Origin of the sequence: Paenibacillus sp. FSL k6-2145 (genome assembly GCF_037976585.1) — a bacterium.
In the GTDB taxonomy this organism is placed as follows: Bacteria; Bacillota; Bacilli; order Paenibacillales; family Paenibacillaceae; genus Paenibacillus.
Genome location: NZ_CP150267.1, coordinates 751,657 through 778,635, shown reverse-complemented (window position 1 = coordinate 778,635; position 26,979 = coordinate 751,657). Strand labels below are relative to the sequence as shown.

Annotated in this window: 19 protein-coding genes; 18 read left to right on the top strand and 1 reads right to left on the bottom strand. The window is 49.9% G+C overall.

Going from position 1 to position 26,979, the window contains the following annotated elements:
- Positions 1-83 precede the first annotated feature (83 nt).
- Positions 84-5,297 carry a WIAG-tail domain gene (locus NZ043_RS03455; RefSeq protein ID WP_339310672.1) on the top strand — a complete coding sequence of 1,738 codons (5,214 nt, stop codon included), beginning with the start codon at positions 84-86 and terminating at the stop codon, positions 5,295-5,297.
- A 172-nt stretch (positions 5,298-5,469) separates the two neighbouring features.
- Here NZ043_RS03455 and NZ043_RS03450 read toward each other — a convergent pair whose 3' ends face one another.
- Positions 5,470-7,035, bottom strand: a complete 1,566-nt coding sequence (locus tag NZ043_RS03450; protein ID WP_339310670.1) for a M4 family metallopeptidase — start codon at positions 7,033-7,035, stop codon at positions 5,470-5,472.
- A 769-nt stretch (positions 7,036-7,804) separates the two neighbouring features.
- Between NZ043_RS03450 and NZ043_RS03445 the strand changes: the two genes are divergently transcribed.
- The 17 genes from NZ043_RS03445 (at position 7,805) to NZ043_RS03365 (ending at position 26,937) form a co-directional block, all read left to right on the top strand.
- Entirely contained in the window at positions 7,805-8,761 is a 957-nt protein-coding gene (locus NZ043_RS03445) for a glycosyltransferase (RefSeq protein WP_339310668.1), read from the top strand.
- A 41-nt stretch (positions 8,762-8,802) separates the two neighbouring features.
- Complete coding sequence (locus NZ043_RS03440) at positions 8,803-9,915, top strand: glycosyltransferase family A protein (protein ID WP_339310666.1); 1,113 nt, start codon at positions 8,803-8,805, stop codon at positions 9,913-9,915.
- Positions 9,915-10,688, top strand: a complete 774-nt coding sequence (locus NZ043_RS03435; protein WP_339310664.1) for a glycosyltransferase family 2 protein — start codon at positions 9,915-9,917, stop codon at positions 10,686-10,688. Before NZ043_RS03440 ends, NZ043_RS03435 begins: the two co-directional genes overlap by 1 nt.
- Positions 10,685-11,416 (top strand): sugar phosphate nucleotidyltransferase, encoded by a 732-nt coding sequence (locus NZ043_RS03430; RefSeq protein ID WP_036605812.1) that lies wholly within the window; start codon positions 10,685-10,687, stop codon positions 11,414-11,416. The genes NZ043_RS03435 and NZ043_RS03430 overlap by 4 nt, the downstream gene beginning before the upstream one ends.
- Positions 11,417-11,421: 5 nt before the next feature.
- Positions 11,422-12,939: a GT-D fold domain-containing glycosyltransferase gene (locus tag NZ043_RS03425; RefSeq protein ID WP_339310662.1), complete on the top strand. Its 1,518-nt coding sequence runs from the start codon at positions 11,422-11,424 to the stop codon at positions 12,937-12,939.
- A 66-nt stretch (positions 12,940-13,005) separates the two neighbouring features.
- Positions 13,006-14,733, top strand: a complete 1,728-nt coding sequence (locus NZ043_RS03420; protein WP_339310660.1) for a glycosyltransferase family 2 protein — start codon at positions 13,006-13,008, stop codon at positions 14,731-14,733.
- A 352-nt stretch (positions 14,734-15,085) separates the two neighbouring features.
- A complete protein-coding gene (locus NZ043_RS03415; protein WP_091037789.1) occupies positions 15,086-15,364 on the top strand; it encodes a glutaredoxin family protein in 279 nt (92 codons plus the stop codon).
- A 322-nt stretch (positions 15,365-15,686) separates the two neighbouring features.
- Positions 15,687-17,030, top strand: coding sequence for an LLM class flavin-dependent oxidoreductase (locus NZ043_RS03410; protein WP_249912865.1), 1,344 nt, complete (start codon positions 15,687-15,689; stop codon positions 17,028-17,030).
- A 130-nt stretch (positions 17,031-17,160) separates the two neighbouring features.
- Positions 17,161-18,804, top strand: a complete 1,644-nt coding sequence (locus NZ043_RS03405) for an ABC transporter substrate-binding protein (RefSeq protein WP_339310657.1) — start codon at positions 17,161-17,163, stop codon at positions 18,802-18,804.
- Positions 18,805-19,026: 222 nt separating this feature from the next.
- A complete protein-coding gene (locus NZ043_RS03400) occupies positions 19,027-19,959 on the top strand; it encodes an ABC transporter permease (RefSeq protein ID WP_036605816.1) in 933 nt (310 codons plus the stop codon).
- A 60-nt stretch (positions 19,960-20,019) separates the two neighbouring features.
- Positions 20,020-20,937 (top strand): ABC transporter permease, encoded by a 918-nt coding sequence (locus NZ043_RS03395; protein WP_091037784.1) that lies wholly within the window; start codon positions 20,020-20,022, stop codon positions 20,935-20,937.
- Positions 20,938-20,962: 25 nt separating this feature from the next.
- Positions 20,963-21,511 carry an NADPH-dependent FMN reductase gene (gene ssuE, locus NZ043_RS03390; RefSeq protein ID WP_074096318.1) on the top strand — a complete coding sequence of 183 codons (549 nt, stop codon included), beginning with the start codon at positions 20,963-20,965 and terminating at the stop codon, positions 21,509-21,511.
- 69 nt (positions 21,512-21,580) lie between these two features.
- On the top strand, positions 21,581-22,453 hold the full coding sequence (locus NZ043_RS03385; protein WP_017692495.1) for a LysR family transcriptional regulator: 873 nt from the start codon (positions 21,581-21,583) through the stop codon (positions 22,451-22,453).
- 121 nt (positions 22,454-22,574) lie between these two features.
- Positions 22,575-23,636 (top strand): LLM class flavin-dependent oxidoreductase, encoded by a 1,062-nt coding sequence (locus NZ043_RS03380; RefSeq protein WP_091037781.1) that lies wholly within the window; start codon positions 22,575-22,577, stop codon positions 23,634-23,636.
- A gap of 50 nt (positions 23,637-23,686) precedes the next feature.
- Positions 23,687-24,913 (top strand): amidohydrolase, encoded by a 1,227-nt coding sequence (locus NZ043_RS03375; RefSeq protein WP_289390291.1) that lies wholly within the window; start codon positions 23,687-23,689, stop codon positions 24,911-24,913.
- A gap of 327 nt (positions 24,914-25,240) precedes the next feature.
- Positions 25,241-26,101, top strand: coding sequence for a diaminopimelate epimerase (locus NZ043_RS03370; protein ID WP_249912869.1), 861 nt, complete (start codon positions 25,241-25,243; stop codon positions 26,099-26,101).
- A gap of 41 nt (positions 26,102-26,142) precedes the next feature.
- A complete protein-coding gene (locus NZ043_RS03365) occupies positions 26,143-26,937 on the top strand; it encodes an SAM-dependent methyltransferase (protein ID WP_339310654.1) in 795 nt (264 codons plus the stop codon).
- Positions 26,938-26,979 lie beyond the last annotated feature (42 nt).

Sequence of the window (26,979 nt, the reverse complement as noted above, 5' to 3'; positions counted from 1 at the left end):
GCAAAAGTCATAAATGAAGTGGCAGATGCCCATATGGAAGCATATGATGCCGGAGACGAACGTTAGAGGAAGGAGCAAGCTGCATGAGTAAAAATGGCAAAAAGAAGGTCCCGACGCCGAAACTGCGGCATGTGAGCCCGAAATTTAAGGAATTGGAACTGACTGATCGCCGGGCAGACAAGATGAACTCAGGTTTCACTGTGAATAGGGAAGAACGCTTGAATACGAATAAAAGGGATTCGAGAGCTGTTCAGGAGTCGGAAGAATTCCTATTCGAATCAACGGAGCTACCTGCTTCAACAAACGAGCTGGAAGAGCTAGAGATCGAAGCCAAAATCAAGTCCGAACCCGTAGAGTCTGATCGCAAGGAAGTTGAGACACAAGATAGCTCGGAAAAGCAGATTCAGGTTAGCAGCGTGGCTCCGGTTGCTCTGGAAGAAGAGCAGGACATCAACAAGCAGGAGATAACAAGCAAGGACCGGCTGCAGATCCTGAACCAAAACCAGATGCCGGGTCATACCGGACACTACATCTACACGGACGACTTGAGTGAATTTGCTGTTACGGAGAGCAAGTTGGCTCCTTTCTCTGTGGATGCTTCCAAGCTGAAACCGGATGCGGTCGGCAGTGAAGCATTGCAGGATTATGCGGTGACCAGCATTCACATTGCAGACGGGGCCATTGTTTCGGCGAAACTAGCGGAAGCGTCTGTATCTGAGGAGCACCTGATTGACGGCTCTGTGTCTGGTCATAAAATACGAAATGCTTCGATTGCCGGTGAGAAAATCAGAGATGGCAGTATTACTTCTCAGAAGCTTGGCAACCAGGTCATCGATTCGGCCAAAATTGCCGACGGTTCCATCAGCACAAGACATCTCAGCCGCATGCTGGTAACGGAAGAATTAATCAAGAATCATGCCGTAACTGGAGACAAGATCGCGATTAGCGGCGTGGATACAAGGCATCTCACGGGAGGAGCTGTGAATACCTCCAAACTGGCTGACGATGCAGTGACTACATCCAAAATTCGGGAAGCTGCTGTCACAGGCAGCAAAATCGAAGAACACTCCATCGAGTCTCACCATATTCAGGCAGGTGCTGTTAAACAGACACATCTGGCAGAAGGGTCTGTCGGTCGTTCACAACTATTAAGTGGCAGTATTGGAAGTGACCAGATAGAGGATGGATCCATACAAACTAGACATTTAGCTGAGGGTTCATTAACTGGAAGACATCTACTGGACGGTTCAATCGGATCAAGTCAGATTCGTGCTCATTCCGTTGGCAAGGAGCAGATTGGCAATGGAGAAGTGGGCAATGAGCATTTGACGGAAGGTGCAGTAACCAGCAGCAAACTGGCAGACCAGTCTGTGGGAACAGCAAAATTGCTGGAGCAGTCCATTACGGCATCCAAGATCTCTGATCAGAGCGTCATTTCTTCCAAAATTGCGGATGAAGCCGTACAAGGTAAACATCTTGCCAAGGGGTCCATTCGTGCGGAACACATTGCGAATCGGGGAATCACACCGGTACATGTGGACAATTCCGCAATTCACTCCATTCACATTGCAAGTGGAAGCATCGAGGCAACTCATCTATCTGCCGGAAGTGTGTCTGGAGATGCTCTCGCAGACGACGTGGTGTGTGAGCGGCATCTTGCAGAGTCGGCCGTGGGTACGTATGAATTGCAGGATGCTGCCGTTACAGACGTTAAACTCGCGGATGGAAGTGTGACAACAGAAAAGCTTGGAACGGCATCGGTAAGTAGCAGAGCGCTTGCCCCGGGAAGTGTTATATCCTCGCATCTTGCGAGTGGTGGAGTCACAGGTACACATCTGGCTCCAGGCAGCGTGGGTTCCGAGGCCCTGAGACCTTATGCAGTGAAATCAGAACATCTGACAGAACATGCCGTAGGTGTACCTCATCTCCAGCCGGGCAGTGTTGAAACGGATGCGATTGCACGGGCCGCGGTCACAACTGACAAATTGGCTCTTGATAGTGTAACTTCAGCCCAGCTGGCTGGCGGGTCCATTTTTCCGCCTCATCTAACAGATCATGCGGTTACTTCCCCCAAGCTCTCACCAGAAAGTGTTGCCACAGATAAACTGGCGGATTTTGCTGTCACGTCGGCTAAACTGGCAGACGGTAGCGTGACTTCTTCCAAGATTATGGCAGAGAGTATTAACGCCAAACATATTCCAGCAGGAACCATTCGTGGGTATCACCTGAAGCAGCATTCCGTTTCACTGGAACATTTGTCGGAAGAGATACGCTCACCGGAATTATTTGCTAATGGCAGTATTACCGGCAACAAACTTCGGCATGGCTCCATAAGTGCGGACCATTTGACAGCAGACTCGGTATCCGGAACAGAACTGCAACAGGCTGCTGTAGGTAGCGAGCACTTGCAGCCATCCGTTGTACAATCCGTCCATCTGGCTGAAGGCAGCGTGAAATCTGACCATTTGGGGACTCAAGTAGTGAGCTCACAGCATCTGAAGCCAGACATTATTCATGAGGAGCATATTGCTGAACAGGTGGTCACATCGCATCACTTGGCACCTGGATCTGTCGAAACAGACCATCTGGCACCTTTATCCATTACAGCAGCTCACCTTCAGCCAGGTTTGATCAGTGGTTTGCATCTTCAGGCAGAGTCGACAAGTGCTGTTCACCTGCAGCAAGGAGCTGTGCATTCCCGTCATATTCAAGATGGTGAGATTCTTCCTCATCATATCCATGAACGCAGCATCGGAACATCTCATCTGGAAGAAGAAGCGGTAAGTACGATTATTTTGCAGGATGAATCTGTAACACGCTCCAAACTAGCAACGGGTAGTGTGGATGGCAGCAAATTAGCCGCAGGAAGCGTATCGGCTAATCACATTGCCAATGAAAGTGTGCAAACCCGTCATATCCAAGAAGGAGCAATCCTTGCTGATCATATTCAAGAGTGCAGTATTGGCTCAGTTCATCTGGATGAGGAGTCTGTAAGTGCGGTTCATTTGCAAAATGGATCTGTAACAAGTGCCAAACTGGCGGATGGCAGTATAAACGGCAGCAAATTGCTTGAAGGAACCGTATCGGGTGCTCATATTGCGTCCGAAAGTGTGCAAACCGGGCATATTCAGGCAGGGGCCATTCATGCTGACCATATTCAGGAGCGGAGCATCGGCACAACCCATCTGGAGGAGGAAGCAGTAAGTGCCATTCACCTGCAAAATGGGTCTGTCATCAGTGCCAAACTGGCCGACGGCAGTGTAACCGGCAGTAAGTTGATCGAAGATGCGGTGTCAGGAATCCATATCGCCTCTGAAAGTGTGCAATCCCGCCATATCCAGGCAGGAGTAATCCTTGCTGACCATATTCAGGAGCACAGTATTGGCATGCTTCACTTGGAACAGGAAGCAGTAACTGCCATTCATCTGCAAAATGGATCTGTAACAAGTACCAAGTTGGCCGACGGCAGTGTAACCGGCAGCAAGTTGCTTGAAGGAGCAGTATCAGAGATCCACATTGCAGACGATAGTGTGCAATCCAGTAAGATTCAGGCAGGAGCCATTCATGCTGACCATATTCAAGAGCGGAGCATCGGCACAGCACATTTGGAAGAGGAGTCTGTAAGTGCCATTCATTTGCAAAATGGATCTGTAACGAGTGCCAAACTGGCGGATGGTAGTATAACTGGCAGCAAGTTACTCGAAGGTACCGTATCCGGGATTCATATCGCATCGGAAAGTGTGCAATCCGGGCATATTCAGGCAGGAGCCATTCAAGCTGATCATATTCAGGAGCGAAGCATCGGCACAGCCCATCTGGAAGAGGAAGCAGTAAGTGCGGTTCATCTGCAAAATGGGTCCGTCACAAGTGCCAAATTGGCTGACGGTAGCATTAGCGGCAGCAAATTGCTCGAAGATGCTGTATTGGGGAGCCATATCGCATCGGAAAGTGTGCAAACTCGCCATATCCAGGCAGGAGCGATCCTTGCTGATCATATTCTGGAGCATAGCATTGGTACGTCCCATCTGGAGGAGGAAGCAATAAGTGAGATTCATCTGCAAGATGGGTCCGTAACGAGTGCCAAACTGGCGGATGGCAGTGTGAGCAGCGACAAACTGCTTGAAGATGCGGTGTCGGATGTCCATATTGCCAATGGAAGTGTGCAATCCCGTCATATCCAAGAGAAAGCCATACATGCTGACCATATTCAAGAGCGAAGCATTGGGATCTCCCACCTCAAAGCGGAATCGGTAAGTGCGATTCACCTGCACAATGGTTCCATAACAAGTGCCAAAATGGCTGACGGCAGTGTAAACGGTAATAAATTGCTTGAAGGTGCGGTATCGGCTATCCACATAGCAGACAAAAGTGTGCAAACTCGTCATATTCAGGATGGAACCATACATGCTGATCATATTCAAGAACGCAGTATTCGCACAACTCATCTGGAAGAGGAAGCAGTAAGCGGGGTTCATCTGCAAAATGGGTCTGTCACAAGTGCCAAATTGGCCGATGGCAGCGTGAACGGCAGCAAACTGAGTGAGCAGAGTATTACCTCTAATCACTTGAATGCGGGGATTGTAGGTCCAGCGCATTTGAGCGAAGAGATATGGAATGCGATTCGTCAGTTCAGTGGAGAAACGCTGGAGCAACTGGCAGCTATCAAAAGACAAGAGGGATTGCTTCAACCAGAAAATGAAGGTGTACAGCAATCACAGCAGGTAATCGTCGAGGCATTACCGAGTGCTGGTCTGGAGCAACAACAAGAGCTGATATCCCAAACAGATCAGCTTGGCGAACCACCGGCAGCTTTGTTCACGACAGAGCAGACAGATCAGGCGGATCAGGCAGATCAGGCTCAGCAACCACAGCTTGAACGGTCACAGGAGATCGCTGAAATTACGGAGTTTATGTTGAGTGAACAATCGATTACACAAGAGCATCTGTGTAATGATGCCGTGGGCAGCAGCCAGCTGCAATCGGGTGCAGTTCAGGCCAAACATCTGGCCTTCCAACCCGTTCGCAGCGTAAGTAAGCAACCGGTTGTGCAACAATTCGGAATGGAAGCTTTTGTACTGCCAGAGAGTGAAGTAAGCACAGAGGTAACGGTTGTTTTTGAAGAGTCATTTGCTTCAGAACATTATGTGATTGTGGGCATGAGCAATGATCGGGGATTCCAAATCTCCCTGCTCTCGCAGAGTGAGGACGAAGCGGTACTTGAGGTGTCACGTACGGCAGATTGCAAGCATACGTACGGGTTGTTGTCATGGATTGCTGCGGGACCTTCGCAAGAATAGTGCCAGTTGTTGTATCTGTAATACACAAATGACAAAAGCGGTGTCCAGAGTTGTCCGGGACACCGCTTTTGATTGATATAAGCTTAATCCGTTCGGACGGTGAGGGGTGTCTGAACGTTTTGTTACCATTAGGATGAGTACATTATAAGTTCAACCACAATAAAATAAGATTTTACAGGCCTACAGCTTGATACGCTTTGGTAATAGCAGTAGCTTCAGCGGAAGTTGCTCCGTACAGATCTTTGGCTGCTTGGATGGTAGCTGTTTTGGCAGCGGCAAATTTGGACGTTGGTGTCAGGTAGTTCACCAGTGTGCTGTAGAAAATTTGAATCGCTTTATCCCGGCCGATTCCGGTAACAGTCACACCATTATGTGTTCCGCCTTGAGCAGCAAGGTAATAGGCTTTGTTGATGATACCGCTGTTGATATGAACACCGCCGTTGTCCTGTGTGCCTGTGTAGCGATCGCTGTATTTGTCAGGTTGACCATACAATGTAGGGTTGGAGAGGGAGCGAAGCGCATCTCCTGGAATGTTAGGTGTGTAGATATCATCACCGAGCAGCCAGTTTTTGTTTTGGATCGTATTACCGAAAATATCGGCAAAGGCTTCGTTGAGTGCACCTGGTTCATTGCGATATTCCAGATTGGCTGTATATTCAATAACACCATGCGTCAATTCATGGCCCACAACATCCAGATCACCAGACAGGGATCGGAACGTCGTTCCATCTCCGTCACCAAAGACAATCTGTGCCCCGTTCCAGAAGGCGTTATTGTAATTGGAGCCGTAGTGCACGGTTGATCTGATCAACAATCCGTTACCATTAATACCGTTACGGTTGAATTTGTTTTTGTAGAAATCATACGTAGCAGCCGCATGAGCGTGAGCATCTACACCTGCACGATCGGTCCATACATTATCCGAATCTGTGAGCAAGCTACCAGGCAGTGAGGAGCCATTGTTCGCCGTGTACGTTTGGATGCCATTGCCGCGAGTGGTGTCTTTCAGTTGGAAGGTGCTGCCGGATTGGGTGGTTGTCAGGGTTTTGGTATCTCCAAGCACACCTGTACCTGTTCCGGTGGCGAAGTTAATGAGGTCAAACTGGGATACGATACTGCCATCCACTGCGTTAATGAAATATTTGGTCCGTAGAGGGGCTGGTTCCAGTACGTTTACTTCCGTAATGTAAACCAGATACGTCTGACCATCTTCTTCATGATGATAGATGTTCAATTCAGCTTGAGGTGTGATTTCCGCGGCACCAAGCTCTCCAATCCGGGAGGTTGCTTCTTCGGTTGCAATACGGATTGCGTCTTCTCCGCTGATCTCGGCTACACCATCATTCGGAATGGCCTGCTCTTCAATCGGTGGAAGATCACCAAGTGCGGAGCTCACGGCTCCGGTTTTGTCCAGGTGGACCGTCTGTTCTGCACCATAAACCGGGATACCTTTAATATACTGTTTCAGACGGAAGTGTCTTACACCAGATGTATCTGTGTTTCTTTTGACAATTTTGAGCTGGGATTTCACATCGGAATTCAGGAATTGTTCCTGTTGTCCAAGATAATTAAAGATGGTGTCATCTGTTCCACTGTTCAATGGAATACCCTCCTCAGAGGCATAAGGGGCCTGAAGTGGAATGGATTGATCAGACACTGGAGCTGCAGTAGCAGAGGATACGGAAGCGAGCAAAAGAGCTCCTCCAAGAATTGTTGGCATAACTTTAGCGAATTTCATAGTAAACTCTCCCATTCTTAAACTTATTTTTTGGTTGGAAAATGTTCATGCCAGTCTCGGTTGGAATTCCGTCTGCAACTTGGGCAGCGCGGAGCGTGGGGCTGAACCTGAAGCGTGGAATGAGACAAGAAACGATTGGAACAAAATTGGCTTGGCCTTAGCTCGGGAAGTGTTAAGCACGACACCAAACGAAAAGGATAACCGTTTATTCAGTTCAGCCCGAAGGTTTAATCGTCTATTGTGTTCCTCTTTCAGAAAGCCGGGGGTTGTCCAATTGCGCAGGTAGAAGATACGTTCACGGAAAACTGGGGTGTTCAATCCGGGTTTGCGTAAATGACAAAGGCAGTGTGTTCTGAACGGCATCACTCCTCTCAAGAGTAAAATGTATCTGCTTAACAGGTTCTGCGAATGAGGTCATAATCTAATCAACCTAAGGTCAATAAATTGATTTAAAAAATATATGGGAACTTATGTTCACCACAAGGTTATTTTTGTAAATAAAACTGCTTGGAACGTATATTATCACAATGTAAAACTTTGGAAAAGATACAAATTTAGATTTTTGCTAAAATTGTGTCTGAAGTAGGGGAGAGGTAGCGTTTTTCACATATTTTGACGTATTTTGTCTAAAAGCAAGGCCTGTACCTTCGTGATCACAGAGAGAACCTGCTTAGTGCAAGGACAAACGCCGTTTCCACTGCTCCACGAATACATAGAATAACGTGTACTCCCTTGGCATGCCGATGATCGAATGCGGGAGGTGAAACTGTTGCGCAAAACCCGTACCACAGCACGTTATGCAACCCGATCCAATGTGACACGAAGAAAAACAGTGCTGAAGAAACGAAGATGGAAGTCTGGACACAAAAAGGGTACAAAGGCCTATACGTTCGTTATTCCATCCAAACAGCTGATGTCACAGGCTGAGGATAGAGTAGAGAATGGAGCGGAAAATGGCATGAGAGATGCTCCTTCACACAGGGATGTTTCTCAGCGACCGATACTCTCGGTCATTATCCCTGCTATGAATGAGGAGAAAAAGATTGGTGCAGTTGTACGTGAAGCGCTGCGGATATGCCGTGATGCTGAAGTGCTTGTCGTTGTGAATGGTTCAACAGATGGTACGGCTAAAGCAGCCAAACGGGCTGGAGCACGAGTGCTCACGTATGCAGAAGCGCTGGGGCATGATGGAGGACGAAAAGTAGGCGCAGCGGAGGCGCGCGGTCAGGTATTGTTATTTACTGATGCCGATATCGCAATTCCCGCAGAGCACCTTGCACCTTACGTGAAGGCTGTGCTGAAGGGAACGGATGTGGCACTTAACGACTACCATGGGCCGGTCACTCATCATCCCGTTCATCCGGTAGTGGAGGCCAAACACATGTTGAACAGCATACTCGCAAGATCCGATCTCCGGGGGGCATCCATGACAGCTATTCCACATGCAATAAGCCGAAAAGGACTTGAGGTCATGGGAATATCCTCACTGGAAGTTCCGCCACTCGCACAAGCCAAGGCAGTGATCGGCGGACTTCGGGTACGCGCTGTTCATCACGTACCTGTGGGTAGATTGAATGCAGTACGAATCAAAAAGCGAAGCGGAGCTGATCCGCTAAGTCAAGTGGTACTGAATGATCATATGGCAGCGATCAAGTGGATTACGGATACGCTCGGTCCCCGCGGAGGTTATACCGATCTGAAACGTGTTCGCAACTTGGCGAGGTAAGCATGTCGCATCGGATGATGCAGCATGCTGGAGGTGAGGAAATGAAGGGACGTTCAGGGGTTGTCCGCCGCAGGCGGACAGCAAATAGACAAACGACAGCAGGAAGAACAGTAATGAACAAACGTCTTAGGAACAAGAAACATGTAGATATTCAAAAAACAAGAAGAAGCCGAGTAAAGTCTGGCCAAGTAGATCTGCACTTGATGTGGAAAGCGGGGCAAGTTGCAGGAAGCGAGGCAAAGGCAAACAACACAGTATCAGAAAAACACGCATGTCTCGTGTGGAATGCACACGCGGCGAACGTTGGGGAGCTAAACAACTTCGAGCTAGCTCTGAAGGCAGGTAAGGCATTTATGCAGGGTTATACTCAGGCCTCGGGACATTCATTCCAGATCGTGCCGCTACCTCTTCGTCATTCGGCTGCTGCCGTTGTCTGTGCCTGTAATGAGGAACACACACTGGGGCAGGTGTTATTGCAACTAAAGCGGTTGCCTCTGACGGATATTATTGTGGTACTGAATGGAACGACAGATGACAGTTTGAAGCAGGTACTAAGGCAGCCGGGACTTACAGTAATCTATGAACCGGATCGGGCAGGACATGATGTGGGCCGGGCACTTGGAGCCAAGATGACGGATGCGGAGACGGTACTTTTTGTGGATGGAGATATGGTCGTCTCGGCTGAACAGCTTGCACCCTTTCTGTTCGCGGTTGATCAGGGACAGGATGTGGCGTTGAATAATCTGACGTCTTTGCTTCCTGCGTTTGCCGGGCAGGATGAGGTAAGCCGGATCAAAGCATATCTGAACCGAACATTAGGCAGGGCAGATCTTGGTTCCAATTCCATGACAGCCGTGCCTCATGCATTATCTCGTCGTATGATTCAGACCGTGAAGCCAGCATCACTGGCCGTTCCACCTAAGGCACAAAGTCTAGCTATTCAGCATGGAATGAACGTCTCGGCACCAAGTCAGGTGGATGTTATTCGTTCCAATCGGTTGCGTCCTGGTAACACGGGAAGTGGGAATGATGTCGCCAAATTGATCATCGGAGATCATCTGGAGGCACTGGCTACATTGCTGGGTACAGGTTGGAATCCAGCCCAGGCACATACACTCTCCCGTGTAGAAGTGGCTTACAGGAGGAACGCCTAATGACACTGACGAGTATGATTATCCCAACTTACAATGGTCTGGATCTGATCAGGCCCTGCATCGATGCCATACGTCAATACTCGGGCGATCCTGCGTCATATGAAATTATCGTGGTAGATAACGGTTCGACGGATGGAACGGCTGAATATTGTGCGCTGGAGCGAATTCGATTTGTAAGGTTCCCGGACAATCGGGGGTTTCCGGCAGCGTGTAACGCTGGACTTCGTGCAGCTTGCGGGGATGAGCTGTTGCTGTTGAACAATGATGTTACGGTCACGCCCCGTTGGTTGGAGAACCTGCGAACGGCTCTGTACAGTGACTCAAGTATTGGGATCACGGGTCCTGTTACGAATTATGCAAGCGGCATCCAGCAGATTGAACTGCAGTTTCGGGATATGGAACATTTTCAGGAGTTGGCCAATTCCAATAATATTGCGGATTCTTCAAGGTGGAGGGAAGTACGCCGGATCGTTGGTCTCTGCATGCTGATGAAACGAGATGTCGTGGAATCGGTTGGACTGCTTGACGAGGCATATTCTCCGGGACACTATGAGGATGACGATTATTGTTATAGAGCAAGATTGCAGGGATATCGCCTGCTGGTATGTGGAGATGTTCTCGTGCATCATCAGGGAAGTGCCAGCTTCCAGAAGACAGATCCGGTAGCGTGGAAACAGCTGCTTGAGCGTAATCGTTCGATTTTTATGAACAAATGGCATGTCGATCCGCTTGAATATATGGACATATCCGATGAAGGAGGGAACGTGGAATGAAAGGTGTAATTCTTGCCGGCGGAACAGGAACTAGACTGTATCCGCTGACCCGGCTCATTAACAAACATCTGCTTCCAGTCGGTAAACATCCGATGATTATGTATGGCATCGACAGGCTCCGCCAGGCAGGCATTGATGAACTATTGATTGTGATCAACAAACATTCCGCCGGCTTATACACAGAGTATCTTGGTGGCGGAGCGGATCATGGGGTGAAGTTGACTTATCGCATTCAGGAAAAGGCAGGCGGGATTGCAGAAGCATTGGACCTGGCAACTTCCTTTATTCTTCCTGGCGAAAAATTTGTAGTGCTTCTCGGTGATAATCTCTTCAGCGATGATCTGAAGCCTTATGTGGACCGTTACATGCAGCAGCCTGCTGGTACAGCGCGAGTTCTGCTCAAAGAGGTGGATGATGCACGACGTTACGGGGTACCTGTTTTTGATCCAAAGCATCCAGAGCGAATCTCGTACATTGAGGAGAAGCCAAGCCAGCCGAAAACCTCTTATTGTGTGACGGGCATATACATGTATGACGATCATGTATTTAACCTGATTCGCAACATTGCGCCGTCTGCGCGCGGAGAACTTGAAATTACGGATGTGAATAATCACTACGCATCTGCTGGCGGACTGGAATACGACATCTTGCAGAAATACTGGAGTGATGCAGGTACATTTGAATCCCTTCAGGAAGCAGCTGTCCGTATGAAAGGACAATTGCCCTAAAATATATGCGACTGATGCTGCCGCTGTGCGGTGCCCCATGGGAGCAGAACACTCTGCGCCGGAGCTGGAAGGATGCTCCGGCGCTTTGCGCAGCGACAATCCTCGTGCATGCCAAAGGAGGGAATGGCGTGAGAGTAGTGACACGCAACGGGGCTGCTAGGGCCACCGTGTCAGGTAAACCCCGAGGCATCCACCCGGCCGTATTTATGGGCAGTGGCACTCCGGCAGCAGCAGATACAGGGTCTGCTGGAGTCAGAGGTGTGAAGTCAGGGAAACGTAGTACCCTGACCAAAGCGGGTACATCTGCCGGCGCATCGCATAAGGTCCGTGCAAGGAAAGCGAGCAGCACAGGCAGTGTTGTTGGCAGAGCAGGCAAAGCAACAAGAGCCAGCCGCACCGGCAAAGGCAAAGCCGGTCTGCGCAAGGCCACTGCTTGGCGTAGGCCTGCATCAGCGCGGGGCCGGCGTGCCGCTGCCCGCGCCAAGCAGCGCACGGCGATGCGCCGTGCGCCCATGCCAGCACCGCAAGCCAGCACGCCACAGGCGATGCCTGCCAGCGGTGCTGGCCCCGCCCCGCGCCAGGCGACACACCCGAAGGGTGTCGCCCCCGCGGGGCGGGGAGGCGCTGCCGGCGCGAAGGCGGGCAGCGCGAAGGGTTTGCCGCCTCCGCCCGCGGAGCACGCAGTGCAGGCGGAGGCCGTGCCCGGCGGCTACGCCGAGGGCTACCGCGACGGCGTATTCGCCGGCGGGGAGGCGCTGGTGGCGCAGCACATCCCGCCGGATCACATTCTGCCTGCCGTGGCGGCGGCAGATCTGATCGCGGCGGGATTCCGCCAATACGCGCCCAGCCTGACCCGGCTGTCCAGCCCGCATGAGATGGCTGGACACATCACGGCGGCGCTGGATGCGCAGCGCCCCTTGTCTGTCGTTCGCCTCGGAGATGGCGAACTGCTCACGCTGGCAGCCGATACGGTGCTGCCAGGCCAGGAAGTGCAGGAGCTGGCACCGTTTCTGCCCTATGCAGGGGTGCCATGCTCAACCCCCGACATCCGCGCGATGCTTGCGGAAGCCATACAGGCCGCCGACTGGGTTGGCGTGCCGATCTCGCGGGCACCGACATTCCAGGGGCTGTTATTCCCGGTATTGCGCCACTTCGGGATCGACTGGTCCCGGCTGAAATTGACCAGTTCCACGATCAATTACAGTCTGCATCAGTCCGGCCTGGTGTTGCCCTTGCTGCAAGGACGGCGGGTTCTGCTCATAGGCAGCCAGGCACCAGAGCTTGCGGCACTGCTGCATAAGCGGGGGATTCATGTCACAGGCATCATTGGTTCTGTGGCAGGAGTTATGGATATACCGAGGGTGATGCAACAAACCGCAGAACATGCTTTTGATATCGCGTTGGTGGCGGCGGGAATTCCGGCGGTCATTCTGTGTCGGCGAATTGCAGGTGAACTCGGCAAGGTCGCTCTGGATTTTGGACATTTGGCTGACAAACTGGTAACAGGAGAGCTTCAACTCTAGTGGAACGTCCGGGGGCTGGTTATGTGCGTGTTGGCCTCACGGACAAGTGGAAATGGAGGGAGCAACATGAGCACACCCGATCAACAGCGCGGGGAAGAACGTCATAGCCGCAGCAACAAGGTTAAGGCTCGAAACGTCGTCCGTCGAAAGGGTCACAGTCATCTGAACATCATTCCAAATATCAGCACTCGCAGTGACAACAGCCGCAGTGAAAACAACCGGAATGGCAGCATAAGCAATGAAAAAAAAGCGGCACGCCGTGCCACACAGCACGATGTCTCGCGATCTGATATGGCAGTCCTGCATGCAGCAGGTCGTCGCTCAATGCGGAAATCCAGACGTAAAGGCAAAAGCAGGCGCACAGCCAAAGGCGCGAGGCTCTACAAACAGGGGTATACCAGAGGATACAACGAAGGTGTCCGCCAGGGACAGAGCTCGTTTGGTCTTGTTTTTGAAGGAGTTAGCATTATTATCCCCACGTACAATCAGCGGGAGTATGTGCTGAAATGTGTGTCCAGTATCGAAAAGCATACCCCTGCCCCTTTCGAAATCATTGTCGTGGATAATGCCTCCAAGGATGGAACTGCCGAGGCCATGCTTCGCAAAGGCGGCATGGTGAGGGTGGCTGCCCTGGATAAGAACCGGGGGTTTGCCGGAGGTGTCAATCATGGGCTGATGATGGCGAGAGGTCGACATATCATCGTGCTGAACAACGATACGCTCGTTACTCCAGGCTGGCTGGATAACATGATGACTTGTCTTGCCAGTGATCCGAAGATTGGTGTGGTGGGTCCGGTGACCAACTATATTGGCGGGGATCAGCAGATTCAGGTTCCGTACCGTGAGGTAGAAGAGATGTGGCCTTTTGCAGCCACACATAATCGTCCGGATGCAGACAAACATCGAATAACCGATCGCCTGGTCGGGTTCTGCTGGTTGTTCTCACGGGAGCTGCTGGAACGGGTAGGTTATCTGGACGAAGGGTACGCGGTGGGCAATTTCGAAGATGATGACTGGATCATCCGGGTGAAGCTGGCAGGATACCAGCTTGCGGTAGCCGGGGATGCTTTTATCCACCACTTCGGAAGTGTCAGTATGAAAGCCTTGGGTGAGCAAGACTTTGCTGTAGTGAATAAGGATAACGAGCAGTTTTATAGCCAAAAGTGGGGAGATCCCCATGCGCTGGTTGCCGAAACCTCCCGCTTGGCTAGACAACAAACCTCTGGTACCCCATCCGGTCAACAAGAGGATGGTGACACAAACCCAATGGATCCGCGTCAGCGAATCTCAACGCAGGGTAGCCAAGAACCAGCATTACAGTTCAGACACAGTTATGACTTCTACCCGGAAGGTTCGTTCCTGTCCGATGCCAAAGGTGATGTCTATACTTTAACCGGCGGTCGGCGGCGTAAGCTGAACATCCCTGTACCGCGTGGAATATCACCTGTTCAGGTTGCCAAGCCGGACCTGCTCGCCATTCCTGCCGGAGAAGCACTGATATCAGCGGGGGACGTGCAAGGATGGCCGAGGGAATCACAACAGGCGCATATGACAGCGGTTCATGGTTCTCACAATGGCTGGGCAGAAGGAAGTATTGTTGCCGCAGTGGATGCACCCGAGATTCGATATCAGATCAGCGGAGACAAGCGGAGACGATTTGTTTCGGTCTATGCATCAGAACGTTGGGGTGTACATTCTGGGCATATTGTCAGCGTGTCTGCAGACCAACTGGATTCGATGGAAGAAGGATGGCCCATTATTGCCCCACCTCAGCTCTTGAACCCAGATCTGTAATGTCGGGCGATCTGTTTATCCAGATTAGCAGTATGATGCGGAATGGAAAATGTAGCGGTACCCTGTGTAATCGCTCTGATTCATTCCGCATCCGAATATTACATATGAGTTGTTAGCTAGACTACTGAAGCAGAGCGATTCAATCTTGTAAAATAAGCCATCTTTCAAATTTATAATTTAATCTTTCTATTTGGTTATAGGTTTATTCTATTAGCAGATCCATTGACGCAGGAAGGGCGCAGGAGTACATTTAGAGCCATAATTCTTATTTAACAGATGGGAATTGAAGGTCTAGGGCGTTCATAGTTAATCACCCAGACCTTGATCTTAAAACCAATCAGGAGGTATGTCGATGTCATCATCAACCAAAAAAGTCGTGCTGTGGAGCAAAACAGGCTGTCATTTCTGCGGGGAAGTGAAAGCATTTCTGACAGAGCGAAACCAGCCTTTTGAGAACATTGAAGTGCAGGGAAATGACGTGTTGCGTGATGTGCTTGAAGCAAAATATGGCATTCGGCATGTACCCGTTATTGAAGTGGGAGGGGACGGCAAATTTGAAGCCTTGCTGGAACCTGATCTGGAGAAGCTGGCGGAACTTCTGGCACGAACGGACGAAGCGACAGCAGTCTAACGGGAGTTAATATATACCTTTGAAGCAAGCCGTTCCGGCTGTTGCATGATGCAAGATCGCATTTGTACAGCAGCTGGAACGTTCATAAGTTATAGCTCACTTGGGATGTAAATGGTCTTATTTACATCTTCAATGTTCATATAGAAAAAATCTATTAGTCACGCTGTTGACCCTTTTACGGGGCAGTGATAAGATTTGTGAAATTAAAACAAACCAAACTCATAGGAATAGTTAACTTTTAAGTTATTTCGCATACGTAATCAGTTCAGTTGGCCCTTGATCATTCTTTTGAAGATTCTAATCCAAGGAAGGCGGAGTGCATATGACAGCGAAACGCAGTTTGAAATTTGGAGCCATTATTCATGGGGTTGGAGGAAGCAACACCACATGGAGACACCCGGAGGTTCTGTCGGATGCCAGCGTTAACTTTGGATTTTACAAACGTCAGGCACTGAAAGCGGAGGAAGGCAAGTTCGATCTGGTCTTTATCGCAGACGGTCTGTATATTACCGAGAAATCCATTCCGCATTTCCTGAATCGCTTCGAACCAATCAGTATCCTCTCCGCTTTGGCTGCCGTTACTTCACGCATTGGACTGGTGGGTACCCTCTCAACATCCTATAGTGATCCGTTCACCGTAGCCAGACAGTTCGGTTCCCTCGATCAGATCAGCGATGGCCGTGCAGGCTGGAACGTTGTGACTTCTCCGCTGGAAGGTACAGCGAAGAACTATAGTAAGAGCAGTCACCCTTCGCATCCGGAACGTTATCGCATTGCCGCAGAATATTTACAGGTAACCAAAGGGTTGTGGGACTCTTGGGAAGATGATGCCTTTGTAAGAGACAAAGAGAGCGGCGTATTCTTCGATCCATCCAAGCTGCACACGCTTAATCATGAAGGAGAGTTTTTCTCCGTACAAGGGCCGCTCAATATTGCCCGTTCACGGCAAGGACAGCCGGTGATTTTCCAGGCAGGTTCATCGGAAGATGGCAAAACGCTGGCGGCGCAAGAAGCGGATGCTGTCTTTACCGGACACGATACGATTGAAGATGCACAGGCATTCTATAAGGATGTCAAAACACGGGCGGCCTCCTATGGACGTTCTGCACAGGATATTGTTATTCTGCCAGGCATCAATCCCATTGTTGGACAGACCGAAGAGGAAGCGGAACAGAAATATCAGGAGATTGCGAGCCTGGTTACCATTGATAAAGCGCTGGATTATCTGGGACGTTTCTTCGAACACCATGATTTCTCCCAATATCCGCTGGATGAACCGTTCCCGGAGCTGAATGGCATTGGAAGCAACAGTTTCCGCAGTGGAACCGACAAGATCAAGAAGGATGCCAAAGAGCAGGGATTGACCTTGCGTGAAGTGGCTCTGCGGGCAGCAACACCACGCAGCAAATTCCTGGGCACACCAGAGCAGGTCGCTGACAAGATTCAGGAATGGTTTGAGACGGAAGCAGCAGATGGTTTCATTATTGCTTCTGAGCTGCCAAGTGGATTGTCTGATTTTGTGGAACTGGTTGTTCCAATTCTGCAAGAACGCGGTCTGTATCGTACGGACTATGAACACGATACATTGCGGGGGAATCTTGGGGTACAGATTCCGGTTAACCGTTATACGGCTGCGAAGAAGCAAGTTGTATCTGATTTGGCATAACTGAGATGAACGCTATTCACTTTACACTACGTTTCGTACTAATTTAAAACCGACTTAACTCATAGGATATATAGAGTATTGGTATAAACATCAATTTAATGACACCTGTATACACAGAGGGGGAAGCGATATGAACAGGTCTATCTCATGGATGAAATATATGGCATTGGCAGCAGTATTGGTGATGGTATTATCCGGTTGTGGAGCGGCGGGAGGCAGCACGAACAGTACGGCACAAGCATCAGGCGGGGGGCAGGCCGGGCAAGCTGAAGGAGGCAACCTGACTTTTGCACTCGCGACTTCACCGGATACGCTTGACCCTCATCGCAGTGGGCTTGCCGTAACAGTACGTGCCATCCGAACGATCTACGACAATCTGGTCGTGCAGCTGCCTGATGGTTCCATCAAACCTTGGCTCGCCACGGAATGGAGCGTATCCGAGGACGGCAAGAGTTATACGTTCAAGCTGCGTGAAGGCGTGAAGTTCCATGATGGTACACCTTTTAATGCGGAAGCCGTGAAATACAATCTGGACCGGGTGATTGATCCGGCCACCAAAGCTGCCAATTCTCTGGCCCTGATTAGACCGTACAGCTCCTCCGAAGTCATTGATGAATATACCATCAAGGTAAATCTGGAATCACCATCGCAAGCCTTTCTCGGCAACTTAAGCCAGGCGCTTCTGGGGATCGTATCCCCAACGGCTGCTCAAAAATATGGAGACCAGCTGGGTAAAAATCCGGTGGGCACAGGTCCGTATACCTTTGTGAAATGGGATGAAAATGCGGATATCGTCGTTGCCAAAAACAAGGATTACAACTGGGGACCTGAGACGGTTGAAAATAAAGCCGCGCCCCATGTGGATACGATCACATTCAAGATTGTACCGGAAGAAGCGACGCGCATCGGAAGTGTACAGAGTAATCAGGTACTCGCTGCCGAGACGGTTCCACCGCAGAATATCGCTGCATTAAAAAACGATCCGAACCAGCAATTGTTACAGGCCAATACGGTTGGACTGCCGTACACACTCTTCTTCAATCTGCGCAAAGCGCCTTGGGATGATGTGAAAGTAAGGCAGGCAGTACAATCCGCTGTAGATGTTGAATCGATTGTCAAAACATTGTATCTGGGCAACTACGAACGTGCGTGGTCTGCACTGTCTCCTGGAATTCTGGGTTATGATGCATCGCTGGAAGGAAGCATCAACCCGGACATCAATAAAGCCAATCAGCTGCTCGATGAACAAGGCTGGGTGAAAGGCGCTGACGGTATTCGTGCCAAAGAGGGCCAGAAACTGACCCTGCGTTATGTCGATGGTTCGCCCAATCGCGAGAAACGTAATGACATCGCCGCCATTATCCAGCAGCAGTTGAAACAGGTTGGTATCGCTGTTGAAGTAGAAATTACAAAAGACGTGGCAACGGTTATCTATCAGAACTGGGATTATGATCTCTACGGCAACAGTCAGGTCAATTCTGATCCAAATGCCTTGTACGCTTTCTATCATACGAGTGCAGAGGGCCAGCGTCCGACCTTATCCGGTTTGTCTGATCCGAAGATCGATGAACTGTTAGAGCAGGGAGCCGTGGAGAGTGTCGCGGATAAACGTGTCGAGATCTACAATCAGATTCAACAATATCTGATTGAGCAAGCGGTAATTCTGCCGATCTATGTATTCCCGTACACCGTCGCAGCATCCAAAAAGGTCGAAGGCATCAAGTTTGATTCACTGGGGTATCCACTCTTTAACGACGTCCGCATTCAGCCCTAACAGAGGTTGTTCAAAAAGTCTACTTTTGATTACGAGTCATGCCTAATGGCATGATCAGCATCGAATATGAAATTCAGCCGAAATGTCCGTTGCTCACGTAGTTTCCTACGCTCCGCTACTCCATTTCTAGCTTCATTCCATCTTCTCGGTACTGAAAACTGGTCTTTTTGAACACGCACTATAGGAACGACCAATCCAGATTCAGGAAGGAGATATCCCGGTATGGTTCAAACGATACTGTCACGACTCGCAACATCGCTTCTGGTTATTTTCGGAGCTTCGGTGCTGGTGTACTGCATCATGTATCTCCTGCCGGGTGATCCGGTTCTACTCATGCTGGACCCGTCCTCGGCTACCCCGGAGATGATCGAGAATCTGCGGGTTCAGCTTGGATTGGATCAGCCGTTTTACATCCAGTTTGCGAACTATTTTGGTGATATGCTGCGTGGGGATTTCGGTAAATCGATGATCAATTCGGATCCGGTTTTGCCAAAAATACTGGAACATTTTCCAGCGACACTGGCTTTGACCGCACTCAGTTCAATCATTGCCATCACGATTGGAATTACACTTGGTGTACTGTCTGCGATCCATCGCAATGGCGTGATTGATTTCGTCGCCAGGCTCGTTGGACTGTTCGGTATCTCCATGCCAACCTTCTGGACGGGGATACTGCTCATCCTGTTATTTTCAGTACAGCTTGGCTGGTTCCCTGCGATGGGTTCCGACGGATTCAGCTCACTGGTTCTTCCGGCAGCAACGCTGGGTCTCGTTGGTGCCGGGTTTATCGTACGAATGGTGCGGAACAGCATGCTGGAAGTGATCAATGAACCGTTTATCGTGGCGTTGCGGGCCAAAGGACTTTCGGAACGCGCCATCATGTATGGTCATGCACTGCGTAATGCACTGATCCCTGCCGTAACCGTAATCGGCATGCTGATCGGTGATCTGCTTGCTGGAACCGTGGTGGTGGAGACCGTTTTCTCCAGACAAGGAATCGGCCGAATTATTGCAGATGCGCTAATGGCCAAGGATCTGCCAGTGGTGCAAGGTGTCGTCTTTTTTACCTCAATTATCTATGTCGTCTTGAACTTGCTGGTGGATATCTCGTATTCGTACATTGATCCCCGGGTTCGGCGTGCAGTCCGCACATGATATTGGATGGAACAGTCAGAAGTGTCCTGACGCGGAGTATGAAAGGAGGAGTTGGTGCTCATGAGCATGAAACCTTTGGCTGGTGACAAAAAAGCATGGGCGGGCAGTGTAGGACGTATCCGTCTGTGGAATCGCCGCCCTTGGCGTTATCGCGTTTCATTCGCGGTATCCCGATTATTCTTTTATGCAGCATTGCTGGTGGTGGTATTTACCGTGGCATGTGCGATTGTGCCAGGCTGGATTGCGCCCTATGATCCAACTCAGATGATGACGGATGCCATCCTGCAGGCTCCCTCTGCTGCGCACCTGTTCGGGACGGACTATTTTGGCAGAGATATCTTCAGCGTGGTTGTGCATGGGAGCAGAGATTCATTGCTCATTGGATTCGCCTCGGTACTTGTAGGCGGGATTGTTGGCAGTGCTCTTGGTATTATCTCCGGTTATGCCGGAGGTATTGTTGATACCATCACCATGCGGGCTGTTGATATTCTGATGGCTGTACCCGGCGTACTGCTTGCATTATCTGTTGCAGCTGCTCTCGGGCCAGGACTGATGAATATTGCACTGGCTGTTGCGGTTTCCTCCATTCCGGGCTACGCACGGGTGATGCGTGGGCAGGTCATATCAGTTAAAGGTCTGCCTTTCATTACAGCGACACGTTCACTGGGCGGTTCCAATACACGTATTTTCTGGAAACATGTACTGCCACATTCGTTGTCACCCTTGCTGGTCATGGCTACGCTGGGCGTAGGGACATCAATTCTAACGGGCTCCGGACTCAGTTTTCTGGGACTTGGGGTGTTGAAGGAAATACCGGATTGGGGCGCATTGCTCTCACAAGGAAGAGGTTATCTGACGGTTGCCTGGTGGATCTGTACGTTCCCGGGTCTGGCGATCACTTTGTTTGTACTGGCGGTTAATCTGATTGGAGACGATATTCGCGATCGGCTGGACCCCAAAGTAAAAGGAGCGGCCTGACCGCTACCCCAAGGAGGAATACGTTATGTCACATGTTGTCATTATTGCCGGATCACCTTCCAAACGTTCGCGTTTGACAGGTCTGACGGATTACAGCAGCCAGAAATTAACGGAGGCAGGCATCACCGTTGAAGTCATTCATGTTGTGGATCTGCCCGCTGAGGATCTGGTGCAAGCCCGGTTTGACAGCTCATTCATTCGTGATGCACTTGCTGTCGTGGAAGCGGCGGATGCAGTTATTGTGGCTACGCCGGTATATAAGGCATCTTACTCGGGAGTGCTCAAGCTATTCCTGGATCTGATTCCACAAGAAGGGTTACGGGGTAAGTTGACACTTCCACTCGTTATTGGTGGGTCCATTGCTCATCTGCTCGCCATTGATTATGCATTGAAGCCTGTACTGGCAGCCCTTGGTGGAAGACATATCTTGGGTGGCGTGTATGCTGTGGATCAGGGAATTGAACGATTGGATGATGGGAAATTTGTGCTTTCGGCGGATATTACTACACGTCTGGATCGCTCGCTGGATGAATTGATATTGACACTGGAAAAGGATGGGATTACGATATCATAAAACCAAGTAAATGTATTGGATAAATCAATATAAGATCAAACGTCTGCGGACGTGGATACGGAGGCGCTCATGAATATCGAGAATATTGAAGCATTTGTATATATCAATCATTATGGAAGCTTCAATAAGGCTGCCGAAGTACTCTTCTTGTCCCAACCTTCGGTCACAGCTCGCATTCAGTCACTGGAAAGGGAGCTGGGCTGCAAGTTGTTTGATCGGCTTGGCAAGCAAATCGTGCTGACAGAGGAAGGTCGGAAATTCCTGCCATATGCGCAGCAAGTGCTGCAAGTGATTCAGAAGGGCAAGCAGAAGATTCAGCAACGGCGATCAACACCGGATGCGCTTCGGCTCGGTAGTACAGTATCGGTATCTAACTATGTTATTCCCGATTTTCTACCCAAGATCAAGGAAGCTTACCCCGAAATTAACATCAAATTGACGACAGCAACGACGGATCAGCTGATTGCCAAACTGCTTGGTCAAGAGATCGATCTTGCTTTTGTGCGCAAGGTCATGCATCCTGCGATCCGTACGGTTGCTTTTTATGAAGATCCGATCCAGCTCTATGTGTACAAAGGGCATCCATTCATTGAGAGCGGGCATGTCAGCATGGAAGCCATCCGGAATGAGCAACTGGTCTTTTTTGAATGTGGTTCACTGGACTGGCTTCGCATTCACCGGGCTTTCGACTCGCTGGAACATCCGCCGAATATTACATATCATGTCGATAATTCGGAGACGGCTAAGAAGCTGGTTATGCAAGGGGCAGGTATTGCCTTTCTCCCGGGACTCACGGTGAAGAAGGAAGTGCAGAATCAGGAGCTGTTCCCCATTCAGGTACATGAGGTAGCAGGTGTATCGTTGCAGATCAGCGTTGTCACGTTAAAGGAAGAATATTCGCCATTGGCAGAGCCCTTCGGGGAACTGCTGCGGCAGTTATAAAGCGTCTAACGTTGAATCTGACTTTTACACCAAAACGGAGAGTGCAGAACTGTAACATCTCCAGTTCAACGTAATAGTGATTCAAGAACAGTGGTTCAGCACAATCAAGGAGGAGAAGGATATGAGTATTCGTGTTGGCATTTTGGATCAGACCCCTATCTATGAAGGGGAAACGGCAGTGGATGCTTTTCGGCATACAATTGAGCTGGCACAGCGGGCAGAGCAGCTTGGATTCCATCGGTTCTGGGTATCGGAGCACCATGATTCCGGGCATGTTGCAGGTTCCTCCCCGGAGGTACTCATCTCCCACTTGCTTGCGCATACAAAGCGGATTCGGCTGGGGTCTGGCGGAGTAATGCTCCAGCATTATAGTCCATACAAAGTCGCCGAGAATTTCAATATCCTCGCAGCGCTCGGACCCGGAAGAGTTGACCTGGGAATCGGTCGTGCACCAGGTGGATTACCCCGTTCAACACAGGCGTTACAGGAAGGTATTCAGGAAGCTGCATCTCTGCAAGAGAAAATTGTTCAGGTGAAACGATACATCCACAATGAGCCGCTTGAAGATCCATCACATCCACTTGCAGGTCTCAGCGCTTCACCTGTGTCGGACATTCCAGCGGAACTGTATGTGCTTGGAGCAAGTGTCGATAGTGCAAGCATGGCTGCGGAACTGGGACTCCCATATGTCTTTTCACTGTTCATTAACAGTAATATAGAGGTAGCGCTTCAAGCGATCCGTGTATATCGTGAACAATTTGATCGTTCCCAGGGACGGGAGCCTTACGCTGCATTAGCCATATCGTTAATTGTGGCCGAGAGTGAGGAAGAAGCGGAAGGACTTGCGAGTGAGCATATGCTGGTGAAGATTCATCTGGAGAGTGGAAAGGTGCTGACCGTTGGTTCTGTGGAGCAGGCGGAAGAATTCGGACGTCAATCAAACGAAACCTATCGGATCGAAATTCTGGAGCCAAGTGTGACCCGGGGTACAAAAGAAACCGTAGGTCAGGCACTGTTGAAGTTCCAGCAGGATTTTGCCGTGGAAGAGTTCATTGTGACTACAGCTACACGGGACTTTGCCAAGCGAATTCGTTCATTCGAATTGTTGCGTGAGATTCTGGCAGAGCAGGGACTCAGTGAATTTGCACTGGAATCCAAGGAACAGGAAGCTGCAATCGGATAGAAGTAGGCAGTTAATATAGCAGTGAATATATATGAATGGGAGGCCATGTGATGAAAAGTGATCTGGAACAGCCTAAACAACAGGCTGAGCAACAAGTACAGGGCCCCGAGCATGAACTTCACGGTGAACGGGCGGAAGAATTTGCGGAACGTTTAATCACCATTCGGCGACATCTGCATCGCAACCCGGAATTGTCCGGCGAGGAAAAGGAGACGACAGCAGCCATTCGTAGTTGGCTGGAAGAGGAAGGCGTCCGTATTGCAGACGAATATGCGCTGAGGACAGGGCTTGTCGCTGAAGTAGGCCAAGGGGACGGACCTGTTGTTGCCCTAAGAGCAGATATTGATGCGCTGCCCATTCAGGAAGAGACAAAGCTGGAATTTGCCTCCCAGGTAGATGGAAAGATGCACGCTTGCGGACATGACGCACACACGGCAATTCTGATTGGTGCTGCACGATTACTGAAACAGCGCGAGTCCAGTTTGCCGGGAAAAGTACGGTTGATATTCCAGCCCTCGGAGGAAAAAGCAACGGGTGCTCGGCAAGTGATCCAGAGCGGCGCATTGTCCGATGTTCGGGCGGTATTCGGATTACATAACAAGCCTGATCTCCAGGTAGGTACGGTGGGCATTCGGGAAGGCGCATTGATGGCAGCAGCAGACGGTTTTGTTGTCAAAGTGGAAGGTGTAGGTACCCATGCAGCCGTGCCTGAAGCCGGCATTGATCCAATCGTGGTTGCCGCACATATTGTTACGGCATTACAGGCCATTGTGAGTCGTAATGTAGGAGCACAGGAGAGTGCCGTAATCAGTGTCACCAAGCTCCACAGCGGCACAGCCTGGAACGTTATTCCGGATGAAGCGATCCTCGATGGCACAGTACGTACCTTTGATGAGAAAGTGCGTGCACGGATTCGCGAGCGTTTCAATCAGGTGGTAGCGGGTGTTGCGGCGGCCTATGGCACACGTGCTACGGTTCGCTGGATTCAGGGACCACCTGCCGTGGTCAACGATGAAGCACTGACATCTGCGGCGGAGCAAGTTGCAAGTGAGATTGGATTGAATAGTGTTAGACCGCTACCTTCTCCAGCAGGTGAGGACTTCTCTTTTTATCAAAAAGAAGCTCCCGGCCTGTTTCTCTTCCTGGGCACCTCTGGCCCGCATGAGTGGCATCACCCTGGCTTTGATGTGGATGAACAGGCATTGCCGCTCGGAGCACATCTTCTGGCTGCACTGGCTGAGAAAGCACTGCACAATGTGCAAGCACATCAAGAGTGATGAGTATAGTGAATCACTGGATCATATCCAGATCGAAACGGTTCCGTTCGACGGCAACCGTTTTTCGTATTTTTTTGATAAGAGCGGTCTCGGGACGACGAGTCGTTGAATCTTAATATATGGTGTAGTTATGGCTAGGGTTGGCGCAAAAGCGTCAGCTCTGTTTGGGTTTTCTTACAGGAAGGGCAGCTAAAGGTATTGTTAAATTTTATTTTTTTAATGGAAATATTTGTTGACGCTCCCCAAAAGGATGTGCTATATTTTTCTCGACCTTTAATCGTAATAATTACTATTAGATAAAAAAGAAGAACAGGAGTAGTCGCTGCGATGAAACAGGAGATCGATTTTATCAAGTTCAGTCCCACTCAAAACATGACGATTCTGGTTAAAACGGATCATGCAGCAGAGAAATACAATCATATTGCAACTCGTCTAATGTCGTATGATAACGTTTACGCTGAACAAGTGGGATTCATTGAACCAACGAGGAGACCGGAAGCTGTGGCCCGTCTGGAAATGGCCGGAGGCGAGTTCTGTGGCAATGCCTGCATGGCACTTGCAGCACACCTCGCATATGAAGCAGGACTGGTACAACAGGAGTCTATGGATATCATGCTGGAGGTTTCCGGAACCGATCAATTGATCATGTGCCATGTGAAGAAGCAGCAGAACGAATACAACTGCCAGGTAACCATGCCGGTTCCGAAGCAGATTGAACAACGAACAATCCGATATGAAGGCATCGAGCTCGATATGGTGATCATCCGGTACGCTGAGTTCATCCATATCGTGATTGAAGTGGATGACTTCGACGATACGATGAAAAAGAGGGCACAGACCCTTGCAAGGTTACTGGGACTAACCCTGGGAGATAAGCTGATCGGTATCTTGTTATATCAATCACACTTGGAAGAAATGGCCCCACTCATCTATGTTCCAGAGCTGGATAGTCTGATGTGGGAGAGAGGATGCGGTTCGGGTACGGCCTCTGTGGGAGCCTATCTTGCATGGAGCCAGCAGAGGGAGATTACACAGTATATCAAGCAGCCCGGTGGTGCGATCAAAGTGATAGCTGAGTGGAATGGCGCAGAACTTGGGAGCATTACGATTGAGGGATCGGTAGGCATCGTGGCACAGGGCAAAGCCTACATAGATGCTCCAGCAGAATGGAGCGTTATAAACGCATGAGGTACATGACATGATCGAGACAACGTATTGGGGGAAAAGAAATGATCACATTGGTTCATTTTCAGACATGTTTGAGTGAATTTGCAGAGAAATTTGATAAGCTCGCGAGCAAGTATGATCATACGATTCTGCATAGTTCGGAGCTGGAGGCTGTGATCAATGACTACTCCCGCTTTGTGACCGATCAGGAGAATAAGGCAGCCTGGGAACAGTTGGAGCATTCCGAGCTGGAAGAGCTTGATTCGCTTGTGTGGCAGTTAAGAAATAAATCCGCCCAGTGTGTGGCGATCATGGAGAAATATCGTGCATTAAAGTTAGAGAACGGGGATGTGCAGATTGCCGATTATTTCAAAAACATAGAAGAGTGTATCGATAAAGAATTTGGCAGCTTCCATGTCACCTCCGATTCCAGAGTGTTGTTGGTAGGCTCCGGTTCATTCCCAATGACACCATTACTCATCGCCAAGCGAACAGGTGCACAGGTTGTCGGGATCGATATTGATGAAGAGTCCATTACACTCGGGCGAAAAGTGGTGGAGACACTGGGCACGGGTTTGAAGATTCGTTTGGAGTCAACCTTGCTGGAGGATCTGGATTATACCAGGGAAGCAACCCATATCATTTTCAGCTCTACGGTGGCCCCTAAATATGAGCTGCTTGATCAACTGCATGCCCTGACGAATGCACAGGTGGTTGTAGCCATGAGATACGGTGATCAGTTGAAGTCGTTGTTCAATTATCCGATGGAAGAGACGGACAGCAGCAAGTGGAAGCTGGTGGACCAAATCCTGCGCCCGGATGATGTGTTTGATATTGCGTTGTATCAAAAAGCATAGGTATGCATGTGCATCCAAGTGCGTCCAAATGGATTACAGATT